Below are 20,815 nucleotides of genomic sequence, written 5' to 3'. Positions count from 1 at the left end.
GCACCAACCCAACCCTGATGGATGCAAACCCACGGGCAACCGGACATCTCAAGGCAGACTACGCTCGTCATGATGCAAACCATCCTCAAGGTCTCGAACCTTTCCAAGACGTATGCCTCCGGCTTTCAGGCGCTGAAGAGCGTCAATCTCGACATTCGCCGCGGCGAGATCTTCGCCCTGCTGGGCCCCAACGGCGCCGGCAAGACGACGCTGATCAGCATCATCTGCGGCATCATCAATGCCAGCACTGGGACCGTGCTGGTTGACGGGCACGATATTGCGCGCGACTACCGGGCGTCTCGTTCCCTGATCGGCCTGGTGCCGCAAGAGCTGACCACGGACGCCTTCGAATCGGTCTGGGCCACGGTTTCGTTCAGCCGCGGCCTGTTCGGCAAACCCGCCAATCCTGCCCACATCGAAAAGGTGCTCAAGGCCCTGTCCTTGTGGGACAAGCGGCAGAACAAGATCATGACCCTGTCGGGGGGCATGAAGCGGCGCGTACTCATAGCGAAAGCGCTCGCCCATGAGCCGCAGATCCTGTTCCTCGACGAGCCGACTGCCGGGGTCGACGTCGAACTCAGGCGCGATATGTGGCAGTTGGTGCGCGAACTGCGCGATTCCGGCGTCACGGTCATTCTGACCACGCACTACATCGATGAGGCCGAAGAGATGGCCGACCGCATCGGGGTCATGAGCAAGGGCGAACTGATCCTGGTGAAAGACAAGACCGAGTTGATGCACGAGCTGGGCAAGAAGCAGCTTTGGCTGCAGTTGCAGCAGCCGCTGCAGCAACTGCCCGCCGAACTTGCGAACTATCCGCTGGAGCTGTCGAGCGACGGCAGTGAACTGACCTACACCTATGACACGCAGGACGGGCGCATCGGCATCGTCGATGTCCTCAAGCATCTGGGCGATGCCGGAATCCATTTCAAGGATCTGCGCACCACGCAGAGTTCGCTGGAAGACATCTTCGTGAACCTGGTCAGGGAGGGGGCATGAATCTGCACGCAGTCCGCGCGATCTACGCGTTCGAAATGGCACGGACCTGGCGGACCCTGATGCAAAGCGTCATTTCCCCGGTGATCTCGACCTCGCTGTATTTCGTCGTGTTCGGCGCCGCCATCGGCTCGCGCATGCCAACCGTCGGCGGCATCAGCTACGGCGCCTTCATCGTCCCAGGGCTGGTCATGTTGTCGCTGCTGACGCAGAGCATCTCGAATGCGTCCTTCGGCATCTACTTCCCCAAGTTCACGGGCACGATCTACGAGCTGCTGTCGGCACCGATCTCCACGATCGAGATCGTGCTGAGCTATGTCGGCGCCGCCGCGACCAAGTCCATCGTCCTCGGGCTCATCATCCTCGCCACCGCGGCGCTCTTCGTGCCGCTGCATGTCGAGCATCCGTTCTGGATGCTGACGTTTCTCGTGCTCACGGCGACGACCTTCAGCCTCGTCGGCTTCATCATCGGCATCTGGGCGGATGGCTTCGAGAAACTGCAAGTCGTGCCGCTGCTGATCATCACGCCGCTGACTTTCCTGGGCGGCAGTTTCTACTCCATCGACATGCTGCCCCCGCTCTGGCGCACGGTGGCCTTGTTCAATCCGGTGGTCTATCTGATCAGCGGATTTCGCTGGAGCTTCTATGGCCTGGCCGATGTGAGCATCGGCATCAGCCTGGGGATGACGCTGGCCTTCCTGCTCATGTCCCTGGCGATCGTGGCCTGGATCTTCAAGACCGGGTACCGGCTCAAGGCGTAGCCCACTGCATGCCTGCGACTCCTCGCACAGGCCGCTCAGGCCTTGCGAGATCGCTCCAGCGACCGCTCGGCTGCATCTCGGCGCATCGACCGAGCCGCTCAATCAGCAACGCGTGAACAGCTCGGGGCGGTCTGACGCGAGCGCTATGCCGCCGCTGTGGGTCGTCCAACCCTGCGCGCTAAAAATCAGCTTCGCATGTGCGCGCCGAAACGAACTTGAACATCATGCTGATCTTGCGTTGATCAAGCGCCGCCGGCACCGGCGGCAGGCCTACGAACGCTGCAAGGAACGGCATCCCGCCCCGCGCTAGGCGTGACGGTCAATTTGGTATCGGCGCGCGCAGTGCCTGGGAGATCCGCGTGCCCGCGGGTTGGTTATGCGTTGCGGACAGGTTCGGTGAGCACATCACCTGTTCTCACCAATTAAAGTCGAAAACACGGCCCCAGCATCGGCGCGGCTTGCGCGCCCGCCGCTTCCGTTGGCGTCCCGCCTAAAGTCGAAAACTCCGCCCCGCTTCGATCGCTGGGTCGACGCGGCGGCGCAAATATTGTCGAAAACCACGAGATGGTGGCGCCGCAATGCGGCATCCGCGCATCGCTCATCGATGGGGCAAGCCGTAGCGAAAGCTCATACTTGATCGGCTTACTGGAGTTGGATGCATTGGCACCACTCGCGCCGAACAGCGATCAACTCGCGCAAGGCTTTGCAGCGCTTTTCGCAACACAGAACACTCGGCACGCGCCGCTCGCATCCCGGATGCGGATTTCCTGCACGCCAGGGTCGACGTTGGTCATCGGTTTCCAGTCATCCGGTTCCAGTCCGTTTTGCACCCTGTTGATCTGATGTCCCGCTTCACGCCGCGCATCCTGCGGAAAGGCGCGCAGATCATCGAGGGCGCTTCCCCGGAACTCGGCGGGTTTCAGATCAGACATATCAATGATATCAATGCCATACAAAATTTTATATTTTTACGCCATCCCACCCCAATTTCATCGCCAGCTTCTCCGCCTCAATGTGGGTGTACCGCTTGAGCATGGACGGGGACTTGTGCCCTGTCATGGTTGGCACTTCCATGGTCTCCAAGCCATTTTCGAATCGACGCGACCTGGCCTCAAGGCCAAAGCACCGCGCATACCTGGCGTCAGGCGGGCAGTCAACACCTGCGCGTTCGACCCAGAGCAGGCACTTCAGGCATCCTCGACCCGGCCCCAGCGGGGGCCGATTTATTCGCCGCTGCGCAGCGCGCGGATTGGCTTTGCCAACTCTGGCAAATCGCTTCGGATCGTCTTCCAGACCAGCGACAAGTTGATCGTCATGTAGCCGTGAGAGACGCGGTTGCGCATGGCCATCATGGTGCTCCAGGGGATGCCGTCATGGGCGGCGATGAACGCCGGGGAAGCTCGCTCGATGTTGCGCGCGGCTTCGCCGATGATTTCGATGTTGCGAATCGCGGCATCCTGGACGAGTGTGTTGTGCAAAAAGCCGTCTTCATCCATCCCTGCGGTGTATTCCGCGATGGGCTCGATGGCCTCGAGAATATGGGCGATGTAATCGGGAATTCGCAACTCGGCACGCTTCATACCGCGATAGCCTCGGCAAGCACCAGGGCGCGGAACTTCTCGGGGAGGTCGCCAGGAGTGAGGACATCCACCGGCACGCCAAGCAAGCGCTCTAATTCCACCTGGATGGCCGCAACGTCCATCAGCGTTGTCTCCGCCGTCGGATCGACCAGTACGTCCAGATCGCTGCGGTCGTCATCCTCGCCGCGCACGACCGACCCGAAAACGCGCGCATTGTGGGCACGATGGGCCAGCACGATGCGGTGATCTCGGCGCGGTGATTTTGCAGGGCTTGGGATGGTTTCATGATTGCGCATTATCCCAGCTTCGCGGCCAGCTTCTCCGCCTCGACGTGGGTGTACCGCTTGAGCATGGCAAGCGACTGGTGCCCGGTCTTGCTGGCGGCCTCCATCACGCCCCGGACCGTATCGGCGGTTTCAAGGGCGAAGTGCAACACCCCTTGGTTATTGAATTGAGGAGGGAGCTTCGTGGGTATTGGCCAGCATTCGCGCGAAGACCTCCAACGGGGAATGGAATGCATGGGTGGCCCTTGGTCTGCCGTTGAGGCTGTCGGCGATGGCGTCCAGGTCAGCCTGGGAGTACACCGACAAGTCGGTGCCCTTGGGCAGGTACTGGCGCAGCAATCCGTTGGTGTTCTCGCAGGTGCCGCGTTGCCAGGGGCTGTGGGGGTCACAGAAGTCCACCCGCACGCCGGTGGCGGCGGTGAGTTCGGCATGGCGCGCCATTTCGCGGCCTTGGGTCTGCGTCATGCTCTGGCGCAGCGGCGCGGCAATCGACCGCAGCTTGGCCGTGAAGCCAGCCAGGGCCGAGGTTGCCGTGGCGTCTGGCATCTGGACCAGCAACAGCAGGCGGCTGGAGCGCTCCACCAGCACGCCCACGGCGGACTTGTTGCCGGCGCCCTGGATGAGGTCGCCTTCCCAGTGTCCCGGCATCAGGCGGTCTTCCATCTCGGGGGGACGCACATGGATGCTGACCATCTCGGGAATCTGGCCGTGGCGGTCGGTGCCACGCGAACGCGGCATGCGCTTGCTGTGGCCATGGCGCAGACAGGCCATCAACTGTCTGCGCAACTCCCCACGGGCCTGGGCGTAGATGGCGGTGTCGATGGTCTCATGCGAGACCTGCAGTTCGGGGCGCTCGGGATACATCCGCAGCAGTGTGCCAGCAATCTGCCGGGGCGAATACTTCCAGTCCAGCAAGGCGGTGACCACGCCCCAGAGGATGCCGTCCCGGTGCAGCTTGGGAGACGGGCGTGCGGCATCCCGGCGCGTCGCACAGCGCTGCCGCGCCGTTGCGGGCGCATAGGGCCCCGTGTCCTCGCCATTGTGGCCAAGCTCCCGACTGATGGTCGAGGGCGCGCGCCCCAGTGTTCGGGCCATGGCCCGAACACTGCACCCCTGCTGCATCAAACTGGCCATCGTCATGCGCTCTTCAGCTTGAAGCTGTCGGTACGTCGTCGTCCTTTGCATCGCAACACCTGACAGGCTTGGGGTGTTGCACTTCACAGCTTTGAGGCCGCCACCCAACATCTGGGCGGGCCGACTCAATAACTCCCTGAATCCGTGACTTCCGATAATCCATCGACTTGAAAGCTGATTGTGACGGCCCGATTTTCCCGATTTCCCGCAGGTTCACGGTTCGAGCGCCGTGTCGAAGGGGGCTGTGGGGCTGTGCGCGAACGATCGGCCCCCTTGATCGGTCATTTCGGGTGGGTTGCGCGCAGCCGTTCCCCCGCCGAGCCCTTGTGGCCAGCGTCTTGGGGTGCTGGGAAAGCTTGGACTGCGTCTTCAGCCGCTGGCGGCGAACTGCGCATGCAGATCGCAAAAGGCACGGGCTGCCTTGTCGTTGGCGCCCAGTCCCAACCACAGCCGCCCGCCATGGTTGATCACGCGTGCTGCGCGGATGACAAGTTCCTGGATCACAGTCTTCAGACGCCGTCGCCTGGCCGCATGGCGCACCGGTGCATGCGGCCCCAGCAGCCCTTGCTGCCCCATGAGGCGCAGCACGTTCATCGTCAGGGCCGCAAGCTGGCAGACAAGATCGTTCGTGTCGAACTTCCCCGAGGGCAGTCGCTCCAGATCCATGTCGGTTTTGAATTCCGCATGGAACTGCTCGTGCGTAGCGTGCCCGGCGTACAGGTCGATGATCGCCTCGGCGCTGATGGCCTTGGGCAAGCTTGTCGTCCAGCCCTCCAAGATGATCTCGGGGACCAAAAACTGCTGGCCACGGGCATCGACGGTGCGCTCCGTGATGCGCACAATGCGGCGCAGGCGATGGGCGATGCCTTCGACCTGCACGGCCACCTCCCAAACCGCCACGCGCTTGCCTGCGCGCGGATGCTGCCACAACAAACCCCCTTCCAGTTCCTGCCGTCGCAAGACCTCCAGAGGATCGGTCTTGCGGGGATTCCACTTGATCAGAACATCGACCCGGGGCAGTCCTGGCCTGTTGCAGCGCTGCATGTCGGCCATCAAGGCGGCCGAGCAAAACCCCGCATCCATGCGCACGAGAATCGGCGCCTTGGGGCCTGCGGTCGACAGGCGCTGCGCCATGGGCACGGCCGTCTCGAGGTTGTAGGTCGTCTCCGAAGCCGAGTGCTGCGCGCCCGGACGTAGGGCGAACTCCAGGCAAAACCCATGCGTGCCCAGGTAGGCCGCCAGCGGGCAGTAGCCATCGACCCCCGCGTAGGTGCGGCTCACCCCATCCTTGGCTGTGCCCGAGTTGTCCATCGCGAAGGTGTCGATGTCCAGCGGCACATGACCGCAAGGCAAAAGACCATAGTCCGGTTGGCTCTTGCGCAGCAGCGCTTCAATCGCCTGGGAGGTGAAGTCAAACCACAGGGCGGCCTGCGCATCCAGGCGCTGGCGCAGGGTGGGCGAGGACGGCACACCCACCAGACCCAGCGCCTCCTGGAAGAAACGATCGCCTCGAAAGCCTTCGATGGCATCGAAGTCGCTCTTGCTCTGCGCGAGCAAGCCAACATAGCTGCGCATCAGTGTGCTGGGCGGCAGTCCGCCGCGGCAAGGCCACTGGGCATCCAGGCGTTTGAACAGAGGATCGAGGCGCTTGAGGTGATGACCGACAAGGGCCAGACCGGCCACCGGCGTCAGGTCATAGTCGAGTTGCTTGACGCGAAATCCAAACCCCATGCCATACCCCGGAACGTTCACCCGCTGGGTGAGAAGACAAAGGGGTCATTTTATCGAATAAACCATTATGCATCAACAACTTATGAAAATTCCGCATGCCCGAGCTCACGGATTCAGGAGGATGCCATCAAGTTTCCCGATCTCATTCATGCCGCAAAAATGGAGCCGGACCGCGCGTTTCCCCAGGCAGCCACTGCGCACGACACCTTCTGGGATTACATTTCGCTGACCCCCGAAGCCATGCACATGGTGATGTGGATCATGTCCGACCGCACCATTCCGCGCTCACTGCGCATGATTGAAGGCTTTGGTATCCATAGCTATCGCCTGCTCAATGAGGCGGGTGAATCGACCTTCGTCAAATTTCACTGGCGTCCCAAGCTGGGACTACAGTCCACCATCTGGGATGAAACCGTCAAGATTTCCGGTGCCGATCAGGATTTTCACCGCCGCGATATGTTTGAGGCCATCGAGGCTGGTCATTTCCCTGAGTGGGAATTCGCTGTCCAGTTGTTTACTGAAGCCGAGGCCGAGGCGTTTCCGTTCGACCACCTCGATCCGACCAAGCTGATCCCGGAAGAACTGGTGCCGTTGCAAATCATCGGGCGTATGGTTCTGGATCGCTGGCCGAACAATTTTTTCGCCGAAACAGAGCAGATCGCGTATTGCCCCGCCAACATCGTGCCAGGGATCGATTTCTCCAACGATCCGCTCCTGCAAGGACGCCTGTTTTCGTATCTCGACACGCAGATTTCGCGTTTGGGCTCGTCCAATTTCCACCAGATTCCAGTCAATGCCCCAAGTGTCCATTCGCCAACCTTCAGCGCGATGGCCACATGCAAATGGCGCAACCCAGCGGTCGCGTCAATTACGAGCCGAACTCGCTATCGGACACATCACCACGCGAAACGCCTAAAAACGTATTCAGAACGGTAGCCGTGACTGAGGCAGGCAAAAAAGGCCGCATCCGGCCCGAGAGTTTCGCCGACCATTACAGCCAGGCGCGGCAGTTCTTCCTCAGTCAGACCGAGTATGAGCAAGCGCACATCGCGTCGGCACTGGTATTCGAGCTGTCCAAAGTCGAGCATGTGCATATCCGCGAAGCGATCGTCGGACACTTGCGTAACATCCAGGAAAGCTTGGCGCAGCGCGTTGCGAACGGTCTGGCGATGGACTCGTTGCCCGTCACGCCTCACCCCGCAGCACCGGTGACGGACATGCCGCTTTCTCCCGCCACGCAAATCATCGGCAAGATGAAAGACTCATTGGACGGTCGCGTGGTTGGCATTTTGATTGCAGATGGCTCGGACGGCGCAGCTATTGCCGCCATTAAAAAGGCCGCTATTGCCGCCGGCGCCAATGTCAAGATCGTCGGCCCCAAAGTCGGCCTTGTCAAACTGGTCGGCGGCACGTCGCTAGAGGTGGACAAACAGCTAGCAGGGGCACCGTCGGTGATTTTTGACGCCATCGCTCTGATTCTGTCCGACTCCGGAGCAAAAAAACTAGCCGCGGAAAGCGCTGCAATCGATTTCGTACGCGATGCTTTCGGTCATCTCAAGGCGATTGGTATAGACCGGGGCGGCGCGATGTTATTGAAGGCAGCCAATGTTTCAAACGATGCAGGTGTCATCGACATCAAAGATCAGAAACAGTTTATTGCTGCGGCCAAGACGCGTCAGTGGGAAAGAGAAAAGTCGGTTCGCACTTTGGCTTGATCATGCCGGCAAACCTTGCAAGACCGTGAGAAATGGTGACTATCTGGTGATTCTGACCCCCACGGGCCTAGGAGACTGTCGGACTTTGCGGTCTTCCGGATGAAGACGCTATCCGAGACAATTGCTGCTGCACAACCGAGAGCCCGAGCCGATGAGCCGCTTCGTCCCTGTTGACCGAGACACCGCATATCTGTTGCCACCGTCGGTGGACGAATGGCTGCCCACTGATCACTTGGCGCGCTTCGTGGTCGAAGTCATCGAGCAGCTTGATCTGGGCGATCTGGCCCGACAGTACGCAGGCCGGGGCTCGGCGGCGCACCATCCGGCGGTGCTGCTGGGCCTGCTGATCTACGGCTACGCCAACGGCGTGCACTCCAGCCGCAAGATCGAGCGGGCGACCTACGACTCGGTGGCGTTCCGCTTTGTTGCGGCCAATACCCACCCCGATCACGACACGCTGGCGACGTTCCGCCGCCGCTTCTTGAAGGAGGTGGAGGCACTGTTCGTGCAGGTGCTGGTTCTGGCGCGCGAGATGAAGCTGCTCAAGCTCGGACACATCGCGCTGGATGGCACCAAGATCGACGCCAACGCCAGCAAGCACAAGGCCTTGTCGTGGGCTCATGCCAACAAGATCGAGGCGCAGCTGCGCCAGGAAGTACAAACGCTGCTGGCGCTGGCAGAGAACAGCGACCGCGCGACGGTACCCGACGGCATGGATGTGCCGGCGGAGATCGCCCTGCGTGCAGATCGCTTGAGCGCAATCGCGCAGGCCAAGGCCAAGATCGAGCAGCGCGCCAGCGAACGCCATCAGGTCGAGCAGCAGGAGTACGAGGCCAAGACCGCCAAGCGCCAAGCCCAGCGCGAGGCGGGCAAGAAGCCGCGCGGCAAGGACCCTGAGCCGCCAGAGGCCGGCCCCCGGAGCAGCGATCAGGTCAACCTCACGGATGAAGAGTCGCGCATCATGCCCGTGTCGGGTGGGGGCTTCGAGCAAAGCTACAACGCACAAGCCGGCGTGGACATCGCGACGATGATGGTGATCACCCAGCATGTGAGCCAGGCATCCAACGACAAGCGCGAAGTTGTGCCTACGCTGCAGCAGATCCAAGCGTTACCCGCGGTGCTGGGCGAGGTGCACACGCTCATCACGGACAACGGCTTCTTCAGCCAAGCCAACGTGATCGCGTGCAACGACGCGGGTATCGAGCCGCTGCTGGCGCTCAAGCGGGAGTCGCATCACACGCCGGTGATGGGGCGCTTTGCACCCGATGTGCCCGAGCCCCAGACGACGGATCCGCTCGTGCAGATGGCACACCGCCTGGGCACGCAAGCAGGCCGAGCCCTGTACGGCCTGCGCAAGCAGACAGTGGAGCCGGTGTTCGGCATCATCAAGCAAGTGATGGGTTGGCGCCAGATGAGCATGCGCGGGCTGGCCAAGGCACAAGGCGAATGGAGCTTGGTGACCATGGCTTGGAACATCAAGCGCATGCACGTCCTGCGAGCCGCGTGAGGGCAATAGTGCGCCCCGACCACGCCAAAACCGAGTCCCCAGGCCGCCCCATGTGCCCTCACAGTGTCTCGCCAACCATCGAGAGCGTTCGATCAGCNTTACCTGAATCCGTGAGCTCGGGCATGCGGAATTTTCATAAGTTGTTGATGCATAATGGTTTATTCGATAAAATGACCCCTTTGTCTTCTCACCCAGCGGGTGAACGTTCCGGGGTATGGCATGGGGTTTGGATTTCGCGTCAAGCAACTCGACTATGACCTGACGCCGGTGGCCGGTCTGGCCCTTGTCGGTCATCACCTCAAGCGCCTCGATCCTCTGTTCAAACGCCTGGATGCCCAGTGGCCTTGCCGCGGCGGACTGCCGCCCAGCACACTGATGCGCAGCTATGTTGGCTTGCTCGCGCAGAGCAAGAGCGACTTCGATGCCATCGAAGGCTTTCGAGGCGATCGTTTCTTCCAGGAGGCGCTGGGTCTGGTGGGTGTGCCGTCCTCGCCCACCCTGCGCCAGCGCCTGGATGCGCAGGCCGCCCTGTGGTTTGACTTCACCTCCCAGGCGATTGAAGCGCTGCTGCGCAAGAGCCAACCGGACTATGGTCTTTTGCCTTGCGGTCATGTGCCGCTGGACATCGACACCTTCGCGATGGACAACTCGGGCACAGCCAAGGATGGGGTGAGCCGCACCTACGCGGGGGTCGATGGCTACTGCCCGCTGGCGGCCTACCTGGGCACGCATGGGTTTTGCCTGGAGTTCGCCCTACGTCCGGGCGCGCAGCACTCGGCTTCGGAGACGACCTACAACCTCGAGACGGCCGTGCCCATGGCGCAGCGCCTGTCGACCGCAGGCCCCAAGGCGCCGATTCTCGTGCGCATGGATGCGGGGTTTTGCTCGGCCGCCTTGATGGCCGACATGCAGCGCTGCAACAGGCCAGGACTGCCCCGGGTCGATGTTCTGATCAAGTGGAATCCCCGCAAGACCGATCCTCTGGAGGTCTTGCGACGGCAGGAACTGGAAGGGGGTTTGTTGTGGCAGCATCCGCGCGCAGGCAAGCGCGTGGCGGTTTGGGAGGTGGCCGTGCAGGTCGAAGGCATCGCCCATCGCCTGCGCCGCATTGTGCGCATCACGGAGCGCACCGTCGATGCCCGTGGCCAGCAGTTTTTGGTCCCCGAGATCATCTTGGAGGGCTGGACGACAAGCTTGCCCAAGGCCATCAGCGCCGAGGCGATCATCGACCTGTACGCCGGGCACGCTACGCACGAGCAGTTCCATGCGGAATTCAAAACCGACATGGATCTGGAGCGACTGCCCTCGGGGAAGTTCGACACGAACGATCTTGTCTGCCAGCTTGCGGCCCTGACGATGAACGTGCTGCGCCTCATGGGGCAGCAAGGGCTGCTGGGGCCGCATGCACCGGTGCGCCATGCGGCCAGGCGACGGCGTCTGAAGACTGTGATCCAGGAACTTGTCATCCGCGCAGCACGCGTGATCAACCATGGCGGGCGGCTGTGGTTGGGACTGGGCGCCAACGACAAGGCAGCCCGTGCCTTTTGCGATCTGCATGCGCAGTTCGCCGCCAGCGGCTGAAGACGCAGTCCAAGCTTTCCCAGCACCCCAAGACGCTGGCCACAAGGGCTCGGCGGGGGAACGGCTGCGCGCAACCCACCCGAAATGACCGATCAAGGGGGCCGATCGTTCGCGCACAGCCCCACAGCCCCCTTCGACACGGCGCTCGAACCGTGAACCTGCGGGAAATCGGGAAAATCGGGCCGTCACAATCAGCTTTCAAGTCGATGGATTATCGGAAGTCACGGATTCAGGTTATTGTCCAAAATCTCCAGGCGTCTCTCGAAGTGAAATCTCCAGGGCGGGCGTAAGGTGCACAGCCCGAAGGGCCTCTGCAGTTCTGGCTGCTCGGCCTCCGACGAGTTCGCGGACGGCTGGAAAATGCAGCGCAGCCTATGGGTTCAAGCATGTGACGATCTACACCCGTTCGGTGGAGTTCGCCGTCACGAGGAAGCCAACCAGCAGCGCGTGGTTGCTGGATATTCACTCTGAACGCGCACAGTCGCGCAGGACAATGAAAGCCCCATTGAAAGGCATTCCTAAGCTGGCGAAAACGAAAACTCCAATCGTGCGGCGACTGAGCGCTGGACTGATTGCAGGAGCCGCCGACGACGATCCCAGTGGCATTGCCACATACTCCCAAGTTGGCGCAGCCTACGGCTATGCAACCTTATGGACGGTAGTACTGGCGCTGCCGCTGATGATCGCGATCCAGACGATCAGTGCGCGCATTGGTCGTGTGACCGGTGCCGGGGTCGGCGCCAATATTCGGAAGCACTACCCGCATTTGATCGTGTATGGCGTGGTATTTGCACTGCTGGTTGCCAACGTGATCAATCTCGCGGCTGACATCGGCGCCATGGGGAGCGCCCTCAAACTCTTGATCGGGGGTCCGGCGCTGGCGTATACGGCCGCGTTTGCGCTGCTCTCGCTTGCGCTTCAGGTGTTCGTCCCTTTTTCGTACTACTCGCCCATCCTCAAGGTGCTCACGCTCAGTCTTTTTGCCTATGTAGCAACTGTTTTCGCAATCCAGGTCCCGTGGGGCGACGTAGCGCAGGGGGTTTTCTTTCCGCACATCGCGCTCGATGCCAGATATGCGGTCGCCATTGTGGCCGTCATGGGTACAACCATCAGTCCTTATCTCTTTTTTTGGCAAGCGGCACAAGAAGTGGAAGAAGTACGCGACACGAGTAACGAGCGGCAACCGCTCAAGCGCAAACCGCAGCAAGGTCCGGACGCCTTGCAGCGCATCGGCATCGATACGATCTCGGGGATGGTCTTCTCGCAAGTCGTGGCGTTTTTCATCATCGTCACGACCGCCGTGGTCCTTCACGCGCACGGCGTGACTGACATCAATTCTTCCGCGCAGGCAGCGGCTGCGCTGCGTCCGCTGGCCGGTCCGTTTACTTTCGCCGTGTTCGCCGCGGGAATCATCGGCACCGGTCTTCTCGCCGTGCCCGTATTGGCCGGGTCCGCGGCGTACGGCGTCGCTGACGCACTCGGAAGTCCCAGCGGATTGGAACGCAAACCGCATCAGGCCAAGGTGTTCTACACGGTCTTGATCGTCGCCAGCATGGTCGGAATGGCGCTCAATTTCACCGCCATCGACCCAATCAAGGCGCTCTACTGGAGCGCGGTGATCAACGGAGTTGCCGCGGTACCGATCATGGTCGTGATCATGCTGCTCGGCACGAACCCGCGCATCATGGGCAAGTTCGTGCTTCCGCCCTGGCTGAAGATCCTGGGTTGGATCGCCACGTTCGTGATGGCGGTGGCCGCGATCATCATGTTCGCGACATGGGGGAAGTAGCGACTTGCCCTGCGGCAGTAGCATCCATCCGATTATCCATGAGGCATCAAGAATGGCAGTACACCACAGAGAAAAACACCGCACAGAAAACAGCGGATGGCTGCGCGCGGCGGTATTGGGCGCGAATGACGGTATCGTTTCCACGGCGAGTCTGGTGCTGGGTGTGGCCGCTGCCCACGGAACTCACGGCAACGTATTGGTCGCGGCGGTCTCGGGTCTGGTCGCGGGGGCCATGTCGATGGCCGCAGGCGAATATGTTTCCGTGCACTCGCAGGCCGATACCGAACAGGCCGACATCGAGGGTGAGCGCGCCGAGTTGAAAGCAGACGACAAGGGCGAGCACAAGGAACTGACCGCGATCTATGTGGGCCGCGGCCTCGATCACGCGCTCGCGAAACAGGTCGCCGACCAACTCATGGCGCACGATGCCCTGGGCGCGCATGCCCGCGACGAACTCGGCATCTCCGAGACACTCAGAGCCCGCCCGATCCAGGCCGCCCTCGCGTCGGCCGGCAGCTTCGCCGCGGGAGCGGCCATGCCGCTCATCGTGACCGCCGTGGCTCCGATGGCGAGCGTCATCGTCTTCGTCTCCGGGGCTTCGCTGCTCTTTCTCGCGCTCTTGGGCGCGCTGGCGGCGCGCGTGGGCGGCGCCGGGGTGATGCGGGGCGCCATACGCGTGACGTTCTGGGGGGCGCTGGCCATGGCTGTGACTGCGGGCATCGGGGCGCTGGTCGGGGCATTGCTATGAAACGGGGGCCTGGAGGGGCCACGCAAAGAGTGTGGGCCTGCATCCACACGGCCCGAGAAACCACTGTGCGAGTTCTCCGCGGAGCGCGCTGCGGGAATGGGATTGCCGGTTTTCGGGTTGCCTGCAAGTCCCTTTCGATCGTGACTGAAGCACGCTTCACTGGCGTTCAGAGTGCGTCGATCTCGCGCTCCCGAATCTTGCGACGTTCTCGCCAAGTCTCCGCGGTTTGGGGCTTGATGAACAGTGCGATGATTTCGGCGTGCGCTTCCCGTGCGGCGTTCTCGATGCGGTTGATGCAGTCCTCGACCTCGGGGATGGTCAACGCGTCCTCGAATTCAGCACTCAATGCGACGACCACCTGATTGGGTCCCATCTGCATGGTCAGCACACCGTTGGCCTTGCGTACGCCTGCATCCCCTTGCGCGATGGCGAGAATGGACTCGCGCACCCTCGGGTGTGCCAGTTCGCCGATCAGCAGCCCCTTGCTTTCCCGCGCCAGCAGCATGGCCGAGATGGCGAGAACCGCAGCAATACCGATCGAGGCGGTGCCGTCCAGCCACGGCGCGTCGAACACTTGCGCACCCAAAATGCCGGCGAAGGCGATCAGCAGGCCGATGAGCGCGGCGCTGTCTTCGAGCAGCACGGTAAACATGCTTGGATCCTTGCTCTGCCGAAACGCCTCGAAATAGCCCAGGCGGCCCTTGCGCGCGCGGAACTCGCGTAGCGCAATCGACCACGAGCCGCCCTCGAACACGACCGATATCCCCAGCACGACATAACTGATCCAGGGGTTCTCGATCGGGGTCACGGTGCGCAAATGCATCACCCCTTCGAACAGTGACACACCGGCGCCGACCGCCAATACCAGCAAAGCGACGATGAAACTCCAGAAGTACAGCTCGCGCCCATACCCGAATGGATGCGTCTGATCCGGCGGCGCCTTCGCACGATGGATGCCATACAGCAAAAGCAGTTCGTTGACGCTGTCGACCAGCGAATGCACGCCCTCGCTCCACATCGCCGAACTGCCGGAAAACGCCGCTGCAGCGAACTTGCTCATCGCAATCAGCAGGTTGCCTGCAAGGGCCGCATAGATCACGGCACGGGAACCGGACCATTCAGGCATCGGTGGCAACCCTAAGCGTGCAAGAACATCGCATCATCGGTCGAGCGCGGGTGCAAGTCATTCATTATGGAGCTTCCGTCGTGTCCGGTTAAAACGAGAACAGGATCGGTGGGTTACCGAAGCATTGAGGATGGCCTCTTTCGCAAGCGTGCAAGTCGGCTTTCCTTGGTCGCGGTTATTGACCAGCCAAAAAGGGAACGACAGCAATCAGCCTGGATCTGACGCTGGGCCTCGGTAGCTCGACGACCGCTGATGGCCGACAGCTGCCTGACGCCAACAGGCACGTCAGATCCTATCGCCAGAGCACACACCGTCCGCCATGAAGACTTGGCGGGGGGGCAAATCACTTCGACGAACTTTGCACTACTCCGACTGACTTTATTCTCGCCCGACGGACTTTATTCTTCACAATCAACCCGGGCGTAGCAACGCGCAGTCACTCCACCGTGACACTTTTTGCCAGGTTGCGCGGCTTGTCGACATCGGTTCCGCGGGCCACTGCGGTGTGATAGGCCAACAATTGCAACGGGATGACGTGCACGATGGGGGAGAGCAAGGCGTAGTGCTCGGGTAGGCGGATGGCGTGCACGCCTGGACTGGACTCGATGCGGGTGCCGGCGTCGGTGAAAACGTACAACTCGCCGCCGCGCGCGCGCACTTCCTGCAAATTGCTCTTGAGCTTGTCGAGCAGCGCGTCGTTGGGGGCGACGGCGACCACCGGCATCTCGTCGGTCACCAGGGCCAGCGGGCCATGCTTGAGTTCGCCGGCGGGGTAGGCCTCGGCGTGGATGTAGGAAATTTCCTTGAGCTTGAGCGCGCCTTCCTGGGCGATGGGGAAGTGCATGCCACGGCCGAGGAACAGGGCGTTGTTCTTGCGCGTGAAGGCTTCGGCCCAGGCGATGATTTGCGGCTCGGTCGCCAGTGCTGCCTGCAACGCCACGGGCAAGTGGCGCAGCGCCTGCAGATGCTCAGACTCGGCGTGCTCGGCGAGCCGGCCGCGCTGCTTGGCCAGCGTCAGGGCCAGTAAAAACAGGGCCACCAATTGGGTGGTGAAAGCCTTGGTCGAGGCCACGCCGATTTCAACCCCGGCGTGGGTGAGGAAGCGCAGCGCGGACTCGCGCATCATGGCGCTGCCGGCAACGTTGCAGATGGCGAGCTGGCGCGTCATGCCCAGGCTGCGGGCGTGGCGCAGGGCCGAAAGGGTGTCGGCGGTTTCGCCGGACTGCGACACGCCGATCACCAGGGTGTCGGAGTCGGGCACGCTGTCGCGGGTGCGGTATTCGCTGGCCACTTCCACGTCCACCGGAATGCGCGCCAGGGTCTCGATCCAGTGCCGCGCCACGCTGCCGGCGTAATGGCTGGTGCCGCAGGCGAGGATGAGCACGCGGCGCGTGCCGGCGAGCTGACCAGACTTGTCGCCGAACAACTCGGGGCCGATGGTGGCAATGCCTTCCAGCGTGTCGGCCACGGCGCGCGGCTGCTCGAAAATCTCCTTCTGCATGTAGTGGCGGTAGGGGCCGAGCTCGGCCGCGCCGCTGTAGGCCTCGACGGCATGCCAGTCGCGCTGGGCGGCTCGCTGGCGGGCGTCCACCACCTGAACGGCATCGGGGCTGATGCGCACCACGTCGCCTTCTTCGAGATAGGCGACGCGCTGGGCGGCGCCGGCCAGGGCGAGGCCGTCGGAGGCGATGTAGAAGCCGTCGTGCCCCTGGCCCAGCACCAGCGGACTGCCGGCGCGCGCGCCCACCACCACACCCGGCTCGGCGGTGTGCAGCACGGCGATGGCGTAGGCGCCGCGCAGCCGGCTGGCGGCCAGGCGCACGGCGGCGAACAAGTCGCCGGCGTAGAGGCTGTGCACCAGGTGGGCGATGACTTCGGTGTCGGTCTGGCTGTCGAAGGTGTAGCCGGCTGCCAGCAATTCGGCGCGCAGTTCATCGTGGTTCTCGATGATGCCGTTGTGCACCAGGGCAACCTGGCTGCGCGAGATCATGGGGTGCGCGTTGTGCGTGGCCGGTGCGCCATGCGTGGCCCAGCGCGTGTGGCAGATGCCGGTGAGCGCGTCCAGGTTCTGCGCCTGCCTGCGCAGGTCGGCCACGCGCTGGGTGGTGCGCAGACGGATGATGCCGCCGTCCTTCAGCGCCGCCAGGCCGCAGGAGTCGTAGCCGCGGTATTCCAGCCGCTGCAGGCCCTCCAGCAGGGTGGGGACGATGTTGTGGCGCGCTGCGGCGCCGACGATTCCGCACATGGGTCAGCTTCCTTCGCTTTTTTTGGTTGGCCGCTTCCAGCCTTCCAGGGTCACGGCGCGGGCGCGGGCCACAGTGAGTTTGCCGGCGGGGACGGCGCGGGTCACGGTGGACCCCGCGCCGATGGTGGCACCGGCGCCCACGGTGATGGGCGCCACGAGCACCGAGTTGGAGCCGGTGTGGGCGTCGTCCTCGATGCGGGTGCGGTGTTTGTTGGCGCCGTCGTAATTGGCCACGATGGTGCCGGCGCCGATGTTCACCCGCGCGCCCACTTCGGCATCGCCGACGTAGGACAGATGGTTGGCCTTGGACGACGGGCCCATGCTGGCGTTTTTCACCTCGACGAAGTTGCCGATGTGCACGCCGTCGGCCAGCGTGGCCTGGGGTCGCAGGCGCGCGAAGGGGCCGATCTGCGCCTGGGCGCCGATGGCGGCGCCGTCGAGGTGGCAAAACGGCTGCACGACGCTGCCGGCGCCCACGCGCACGTCGCGCAGCACGGCGTAGGGGCCGATGCGCACGCCGTCGGCCAGTTCCACGCGACCTTCGAACACGCAGCCGACGTCGATGAACACGTCCTGGCCGCAGACCACCTCGCCGCGAATGTCGATGCGCGCCGGGTCGGCCAGGGTCACGCCGGCGGTGAGCAGGGCGCTGGCCTGGCGTGCCTGCACCAGGCGCTCGAGCTGGGCCAGTTGCGCGCGGTCGTTCACGCCCAGGGTGTCGTGGACGTCGGGCGCCGCCACGGCTTGCACCGCCACGCCGTCGGCAATCGCCAGCGCGACGATGTCGGTGAGGTAGTACTCGCCCTGCGCGTTGTCGCAGCGCAAGGCGCCGAGCCAGCGCTTGAGCGCAGCGACCGGCGCGGCGAGGATGCCGGTGTTGACTTCGTTGATCGCACGCTCGGCGGTGCTGGCGTCCTTGTGCTCGACGATGCGCTGCACCGCGCCAGCGGCGTCACGCTGGATGCGGCCGTAGCCGGTGGGGTCGGGCAGATGCACGGTGAGCAGCGCGAGATGTCCGCCGGCGGCAATGTCCACCAGCGGCGCCAAGGCGGCCGGCTGCACCAGCGGCACGTCGCCATACAACACCAGCGCCACGGCCGCATCGTCCAGCAGCGGGACGGCTTGCAGCACGGCGTGGCCGGTGCCCAACTGCGGACTTTGCAGCGCGAAGTCCACCCCCGCACCCTCGAAGCGGGACCGCACCGACTCGGCGCCATGACCGACGACGACGATGCGGCGCTGCGCCTGCAGGGCCTGGGCGGTGGCCAGCACATGGGCCAGCAGCGGCCGTCCGGCCAGAGGCTGCAGCACCTTGGGATGCGCCGAGCGCATGCGCGTGCCTTTGCCTGCAGCGAGGATGACGACCTGCAGCAGCGGCGTCGCGGGAGGATGTGGGGTGCGTTCGGACATGCGGCGATTCTAGGGGTGGCCCCTGGCTTGTCAGCCCCCTGCTGTGCGGGGATGAGGCCGCCGCGCCATGCGCCAACTCCACCCCTGCCGGCGCGGCTTGCGGACATGAAAAAGCCGGTGCGCGCACACCGGCCCGGGAGAGCGGCAACTCAACGCCGCCGCGTGGTGAGCGCGAGCGGAAGGCTCAGGTCGGCAGCGGGTGCTGGGTGGACTTGGATGCGGGCGGCACTTCCGACACCAGGCGCTGCTGCAGGAAGCCGGGCAGGCCGATCCACATGTCGAGCAAAGCCACGCCCATTTCCAGCATGGCGATGGGGCATGACAATGCGCCGCCGACCAGCACCATCCAGGCGAAATCGGGGTTCTGCTTGGTGAGGAACCAACCGGAATAGTCCAGGAGCATGGCGAGGAAAGGCGTGATCACGGAAATGGCCTTGATCTGGTCGTTCACCCGCGTCTGAAGGAAGAGCCAGCCGGCAATCCAGAAGATCACGCCCAACATGGTCAGGTGCACCATGCCGCCCATGAACATGCTGCTGTACGACATGCCGGTGTTGACCTTGGCGACGTTTTTCACGTCCTCATAAGTCACCAGCGGCGGGGTGTGCAACTGCTTGCTCATGGCCACGCTGTGGCACATCAGACAGCTCTTGAGCAGGGGCTGGACGGTGGTGTCGAATTGCGCCTTGGTTTCGCCGCCGACGATCCAGTCGTCGATGGTTTTCTTGAAGGCGGGGCGTTGCGCCTCGGGAATGCCGGCGTTGTTCATCATCGTCGGCAGCACGGTCTGAAGCGTGGTGGAACTGCGATCTCCGTAGTAGGAGATCTGAATGTCCTTGAGTGTCACGCCGCTCTTGCCGTCGAGCCCGGTGTGGGTGACGTAGAGATAGGCCTCGGCGGCCAGCAGGCCGATGCAAACCAAGAAAATAAAGCCGGTGTGCAACAGCTTTTCGGGCAGGTTCAGCTTGTTGAGTGAGCGCATGGTGGGGTTTGCGGACGGTATGTGAACGGATGGCACTGCAACGGAAATTAACGAAACTCAAATCTTCGCTTTGTTCGACATCCTACCCGGTAAAAACCCTAGGTGGCAATGCCAAATATCGCTTGCAGGTATCTGGATATTTCGCGGCTGCGCCGCGGCAAACGCCCCTGGGATCTGCGCGAGGCCCTCAATGCGCGTGCGCCCTCGGCTCGGCATCGTCGGCAATGAACTCGGCCTCGTCGTGCACACGGATCTTGCCGCGAAACACCAGGTACTGATAAGCGTTGTAGCCAATCATCACCGGCAGCAGCATGCCGATGCCGATGAGCATGAACAGCAGCGTGGGCGCGCTGGAGGCCGCCTGCAGGATGGTGATGTGCCCGGGAATCATGGCCGGGTAGATGCTCAACGCCAGTCCGCCGAAAGACACGAGAAACAGCAGCACCGAGGCACGGAACGGGCCGCGCACGCCGCCGCGCTTGGCCGAACGCAGGATGTAGAGGAAGGCCAGCAGCGATATTGCGCCCAGAACCACGAACACCGGCATGCGCTGCGGGTCGAACCAGGCGCTGCGCACCTCGATGCTGGCGAAGGGCGTGGCCAGCGTGAGGATGCCGGCCATGACCACCGTGGTCCAGATGGCCTTGCGCGCATGCCGCCGCGACACCTGCTCCAGGCTGCCGCTGGTCTTCATGACGAGGTAGGTGGCGCCCATGAGGACATAGCCCGAGGCCACGCCCAGGGCGGCCACGGCGGAGAACGCCAGGCCGATCCAGCCGGCGCTGAACCCCGAAATGAGCTGGCCGAGGATGGCGCCCTGCGCCAGCGCGGCGATCAGGCTGCCGGCGCCGAAAGCCCAGTCCCAGCCGCGCTTGTTGCGCGCGGCGTGGCGAAATTCGAACGATGCGCCGCGCAGGATGAGGCCGCCGATCATGAACATCACCGGGCCATACATCGCACTCAGCACCGTGGCGTAAACCGCCGGGAAAGCGCCGAACAAGGCCCCGCCCAGCACCACCAGCCAGGTTTCGTTGGCATCCCACACATGGCCGATGGACTCGAACATCGCGCTGCGGTGGTTTTCGCGCCGGGTGATGAGCGAGAGGATGCCGATGCCCAGATCGAAGCCGTCCGTGATGACGTAGAACGCCAGGATCAGGCCCAGCAAGAAAAACCAGGTGTTGGCGAGGAGGGGTTGCAGGCTGCTGTCCATCATGGTTCCCGTC

15 protein-coding genes and 3 pseudogenes are annotated in these 20,815 nt (G+C 63.1%); 7 read left to right on the top strand and 11 right to left on the bottom strand.

The window, feature by feature from the left end; genetic code table 11:
- The first annotated feature begins 72 nt into the window (after window positions 1-72).
- On the top strand, window positions 73-999 hold the full coding sequence (locus THIX_RS04400; protein ID WP_112488158.1) for an ABC transporter ATP-binding protein: 927 nt from the start codon (window positions 73-75) through the stop codon (window positions 997-999).
- Complete coding sequence (locus THIX_RS04395; RefSeq protein WP_112485218.1) at window positions 996-1,757, top strand: ABC transporter permease; 762 nt, start codon at window positions 996-998, stop codon at window positions 1,755-1,757. The genes THIX_RS04400 and THIX_RS04395 overlap by 4 nt, the downstream gene beginning before the upstream one ends.
- 707 nt (window positions 1,758-2,464) lie before the next feature.
- Here the strand turns inward: THIX_RS04395 and THIX_RS04390 are convergent.
- The 6 genes and pseudogenes from THIX_RS04390 to THIX_RS04370 all read right to left on the bottom strand — a co-directional run.
- Window positions 2,465-2,689, bottom strand: a pseudogene (locus THIX_RS04390) (type II toxin-antitoxin system RelE/ParE family toxin); the annotation flags it as partial.
- A gap of 291 nt (window positions 2,690-2,980) precedes the next feature.
- A complete protein-coding gene (locus THIX_RS04385; RefSeq protein ID WP_112485216.1) occupies window positions 2,981-3,337 on the bottom strand; it encodes a DUF86 domain-containing protein in 357 nt (118 codons plus the stop codon).
- Window positions 3,334-3,623, bottom strand: a pseudogene (locus THIX_RS04380) (nucleotidyltransferase family protein). The gene THIX_RS04385 and the pseudogene THIX_RS04380 overlap by 4 nt, the downstream one beginning before the upstream one ends.
- Before the next feature lie 9 nt (window positions 3,624-3,632).
- Window positions 3,633-3,773 carry a hypothetical protein gene (locus THIX_RS23680; RefSeq protein WP_233224391.1) on the bottom strand — a complete coding sequence of 47 codons (141 nt, stop codon included), beginning with the start codon at window positions 3,771-3,773 and terminating at the stop codon, window positions 3,633-3,635.
- A gap of 7 nt (window positions 3,774-3,780) precedes the next feature.
- Complete coding sequence (locus tag THIX_RS04375; RefSeq protein ID WP_112488156.1) at window positions 3,781-4,806, bottom strand: IS30 family transposase; 1,026 nt, start codon at window positions 4,804-4,806, stop codon at window positions 3,781-3,783.
- Window positions 4,807-5,124: 318 nt separating this feature from the next.
- Window positions 5,125-6,486: an IS1380-like element ISCARN34 family transposase gene (locus tag THIX_RS04370; RefSeq protein WP_086558171.1), complete on the bottom strand. Its 1,362-nt coding sequence runs from the start codon at window positions 6,484-6,486 to the stop codon at window positions 5,125-5,127.
- 117 nt (window positions 6,487-6,603) lie between these two features.
- On the opposite strand from THIX_RS04370, the pseudogene THIX_RS04365 reads away from it, so the two are divergent.
- The 5 genes and pseudogenes from THIX_RS04365 to THIX_RS04345 all read left to right on the top strand — a co-directional run.
- Window positions 6,604-8,201: pseudogene (locus THIX_RS04365) on the top strand (catalase); the annotation flags it as partial.
- 151 nt (window positions 8,202-8,352) lie between these two features.
- Window positions 8,353-9,708, top strand: a complete 1,356-nt coding sequence (locus THIX_RS04360; RefSeq protein WP_112484377.1) for an IS1182-like element ISThsp16 family transposase — start codon at window positions 8,353-8,355, stop codon at window positions 9,706-9,708.
- A 219-nt stretch (window positions 9,709-9,927) separates the two neighbouring features.
- Window positions 9,928-11,289 (top strand): IS1380-like element ISCARN34 family transposase, encoded by a 1,362-nt coding sequence (locus THIX_RS04355; RefSeq protein ID WP_086558171.1) that lies wholly within the window; start codon window positions 9,928-9,930, stop codon window positions 11,287-11,289.
- A gap of 388 nt (window positions 11,290-11,677) precedes the next feature.
- Window positions 11,678-13,078 (top strand): NRAMP family divalent metal transporter, encoded by a 1,401-nt coding sequence (locus THIX_RS04350; protein ID WP_371412874.1) that lies wholly within the window; start codon window positions 11,678-11,680, stop codon window positions 13,076-13,078.
- A gap of 52 nt (window positions 13,079-13,130) precedes the next feature.
- Entirely contained in the window at window positions 13,131-13,826 is a 696-nt protein-coding gene (locus THIX_RS04345; protein WP_112485209.1) for a VIT family protein, read from the top strand.
- Between the two features lie 166 nt (window positions 13,827-13,992).
- On the opposite strand, the gene THIX_RS04340 is transcribed toward THIX_RS04345, so the two are convergent.
- The 5 genes from THIX_RS04340 to cydB form a co-directional block, all read right to left on the bottom strand.
- Window positions 13,993-14,952, bottom strand: coding sequence for a cation diffusion facilitator family transporter (locus THIX_RS04340; protein WP_112485207.1), 960 nt, complete (start codon window positions 14,950-14,952; stop codon window positions 13,993-13,995).
- A gap of 436 nt (window positions 14,953-15,388) precedes the next feature.
- Window positions 15,389-17,197, bottom strand: coding sequence for a glutamine--fructose-6-phosphate transaminase (isomerizing) (gene glmS / locus THIX_RS04335; RefSeq protein WP_112485205.1), 1,809 nt, complete (start codon window positions 17,195-17,197; stop codon window positions 15,389-15,391).
- A 3-nt stretch (window positions 17,198-17,200) separates the two neighbouring features.
- Window positions 17,201-18,607, bottom strand: coding sequence for a bifunctional UDP-N-acetylglucosamine diphosphorylase/glucosamine-1-phosphate N-acetyltransferase GlmU (glmU, locus tag THIX_RS04330; protein WP_199195232.1), 1,407 nt, complete (start codon window positions 18,605-18,607; stop codon window positions 17,201-17,203).
- 184 nt (window positions 18,608-18,791) lie between these two features.
- Window positions 18,792-19,589: a hypothetical protein gene (locus tag THIX_RS04325; protein ID WP_112485203.1), complete on the bottom strand. Its 798-nt coding sequence runs from the start codon at window positions 19,587-19,589 to the stop codon at window positions 18,792-18,794.
- A 187-nt stretch (window positions 19,590-19,776) separates the two neighbouring features.
- A complete protein-coding gene (gene cydB, locus THIX_RS04320) occupies window positions 19,777-20,802 on the bottom strand; it encodes a cytochrome d ubiquinol oxidase subunit II (protein ID WP_112488154.1) in 1,026 nt (341 codons plus the stop codon).
- Window positions 20,803-20,815: the final 13 nt, after the last annotated feature.

This window comes from Thiomonas sp. X19, from assembly GCF_900089495.1.
In the GTDB taxonomy this organism is placed as follows: Bacteria; Pseudomonadota; Gammaproteobacteria; order Burkholderiales; family Burkholderiaceae_C; genus Thiomonas_A.
The sequence above is the reverse complement of the archived record's forward strand: the minus strand, read 5'-3'. Positions and strand labels throughout refer to the sequence as shown.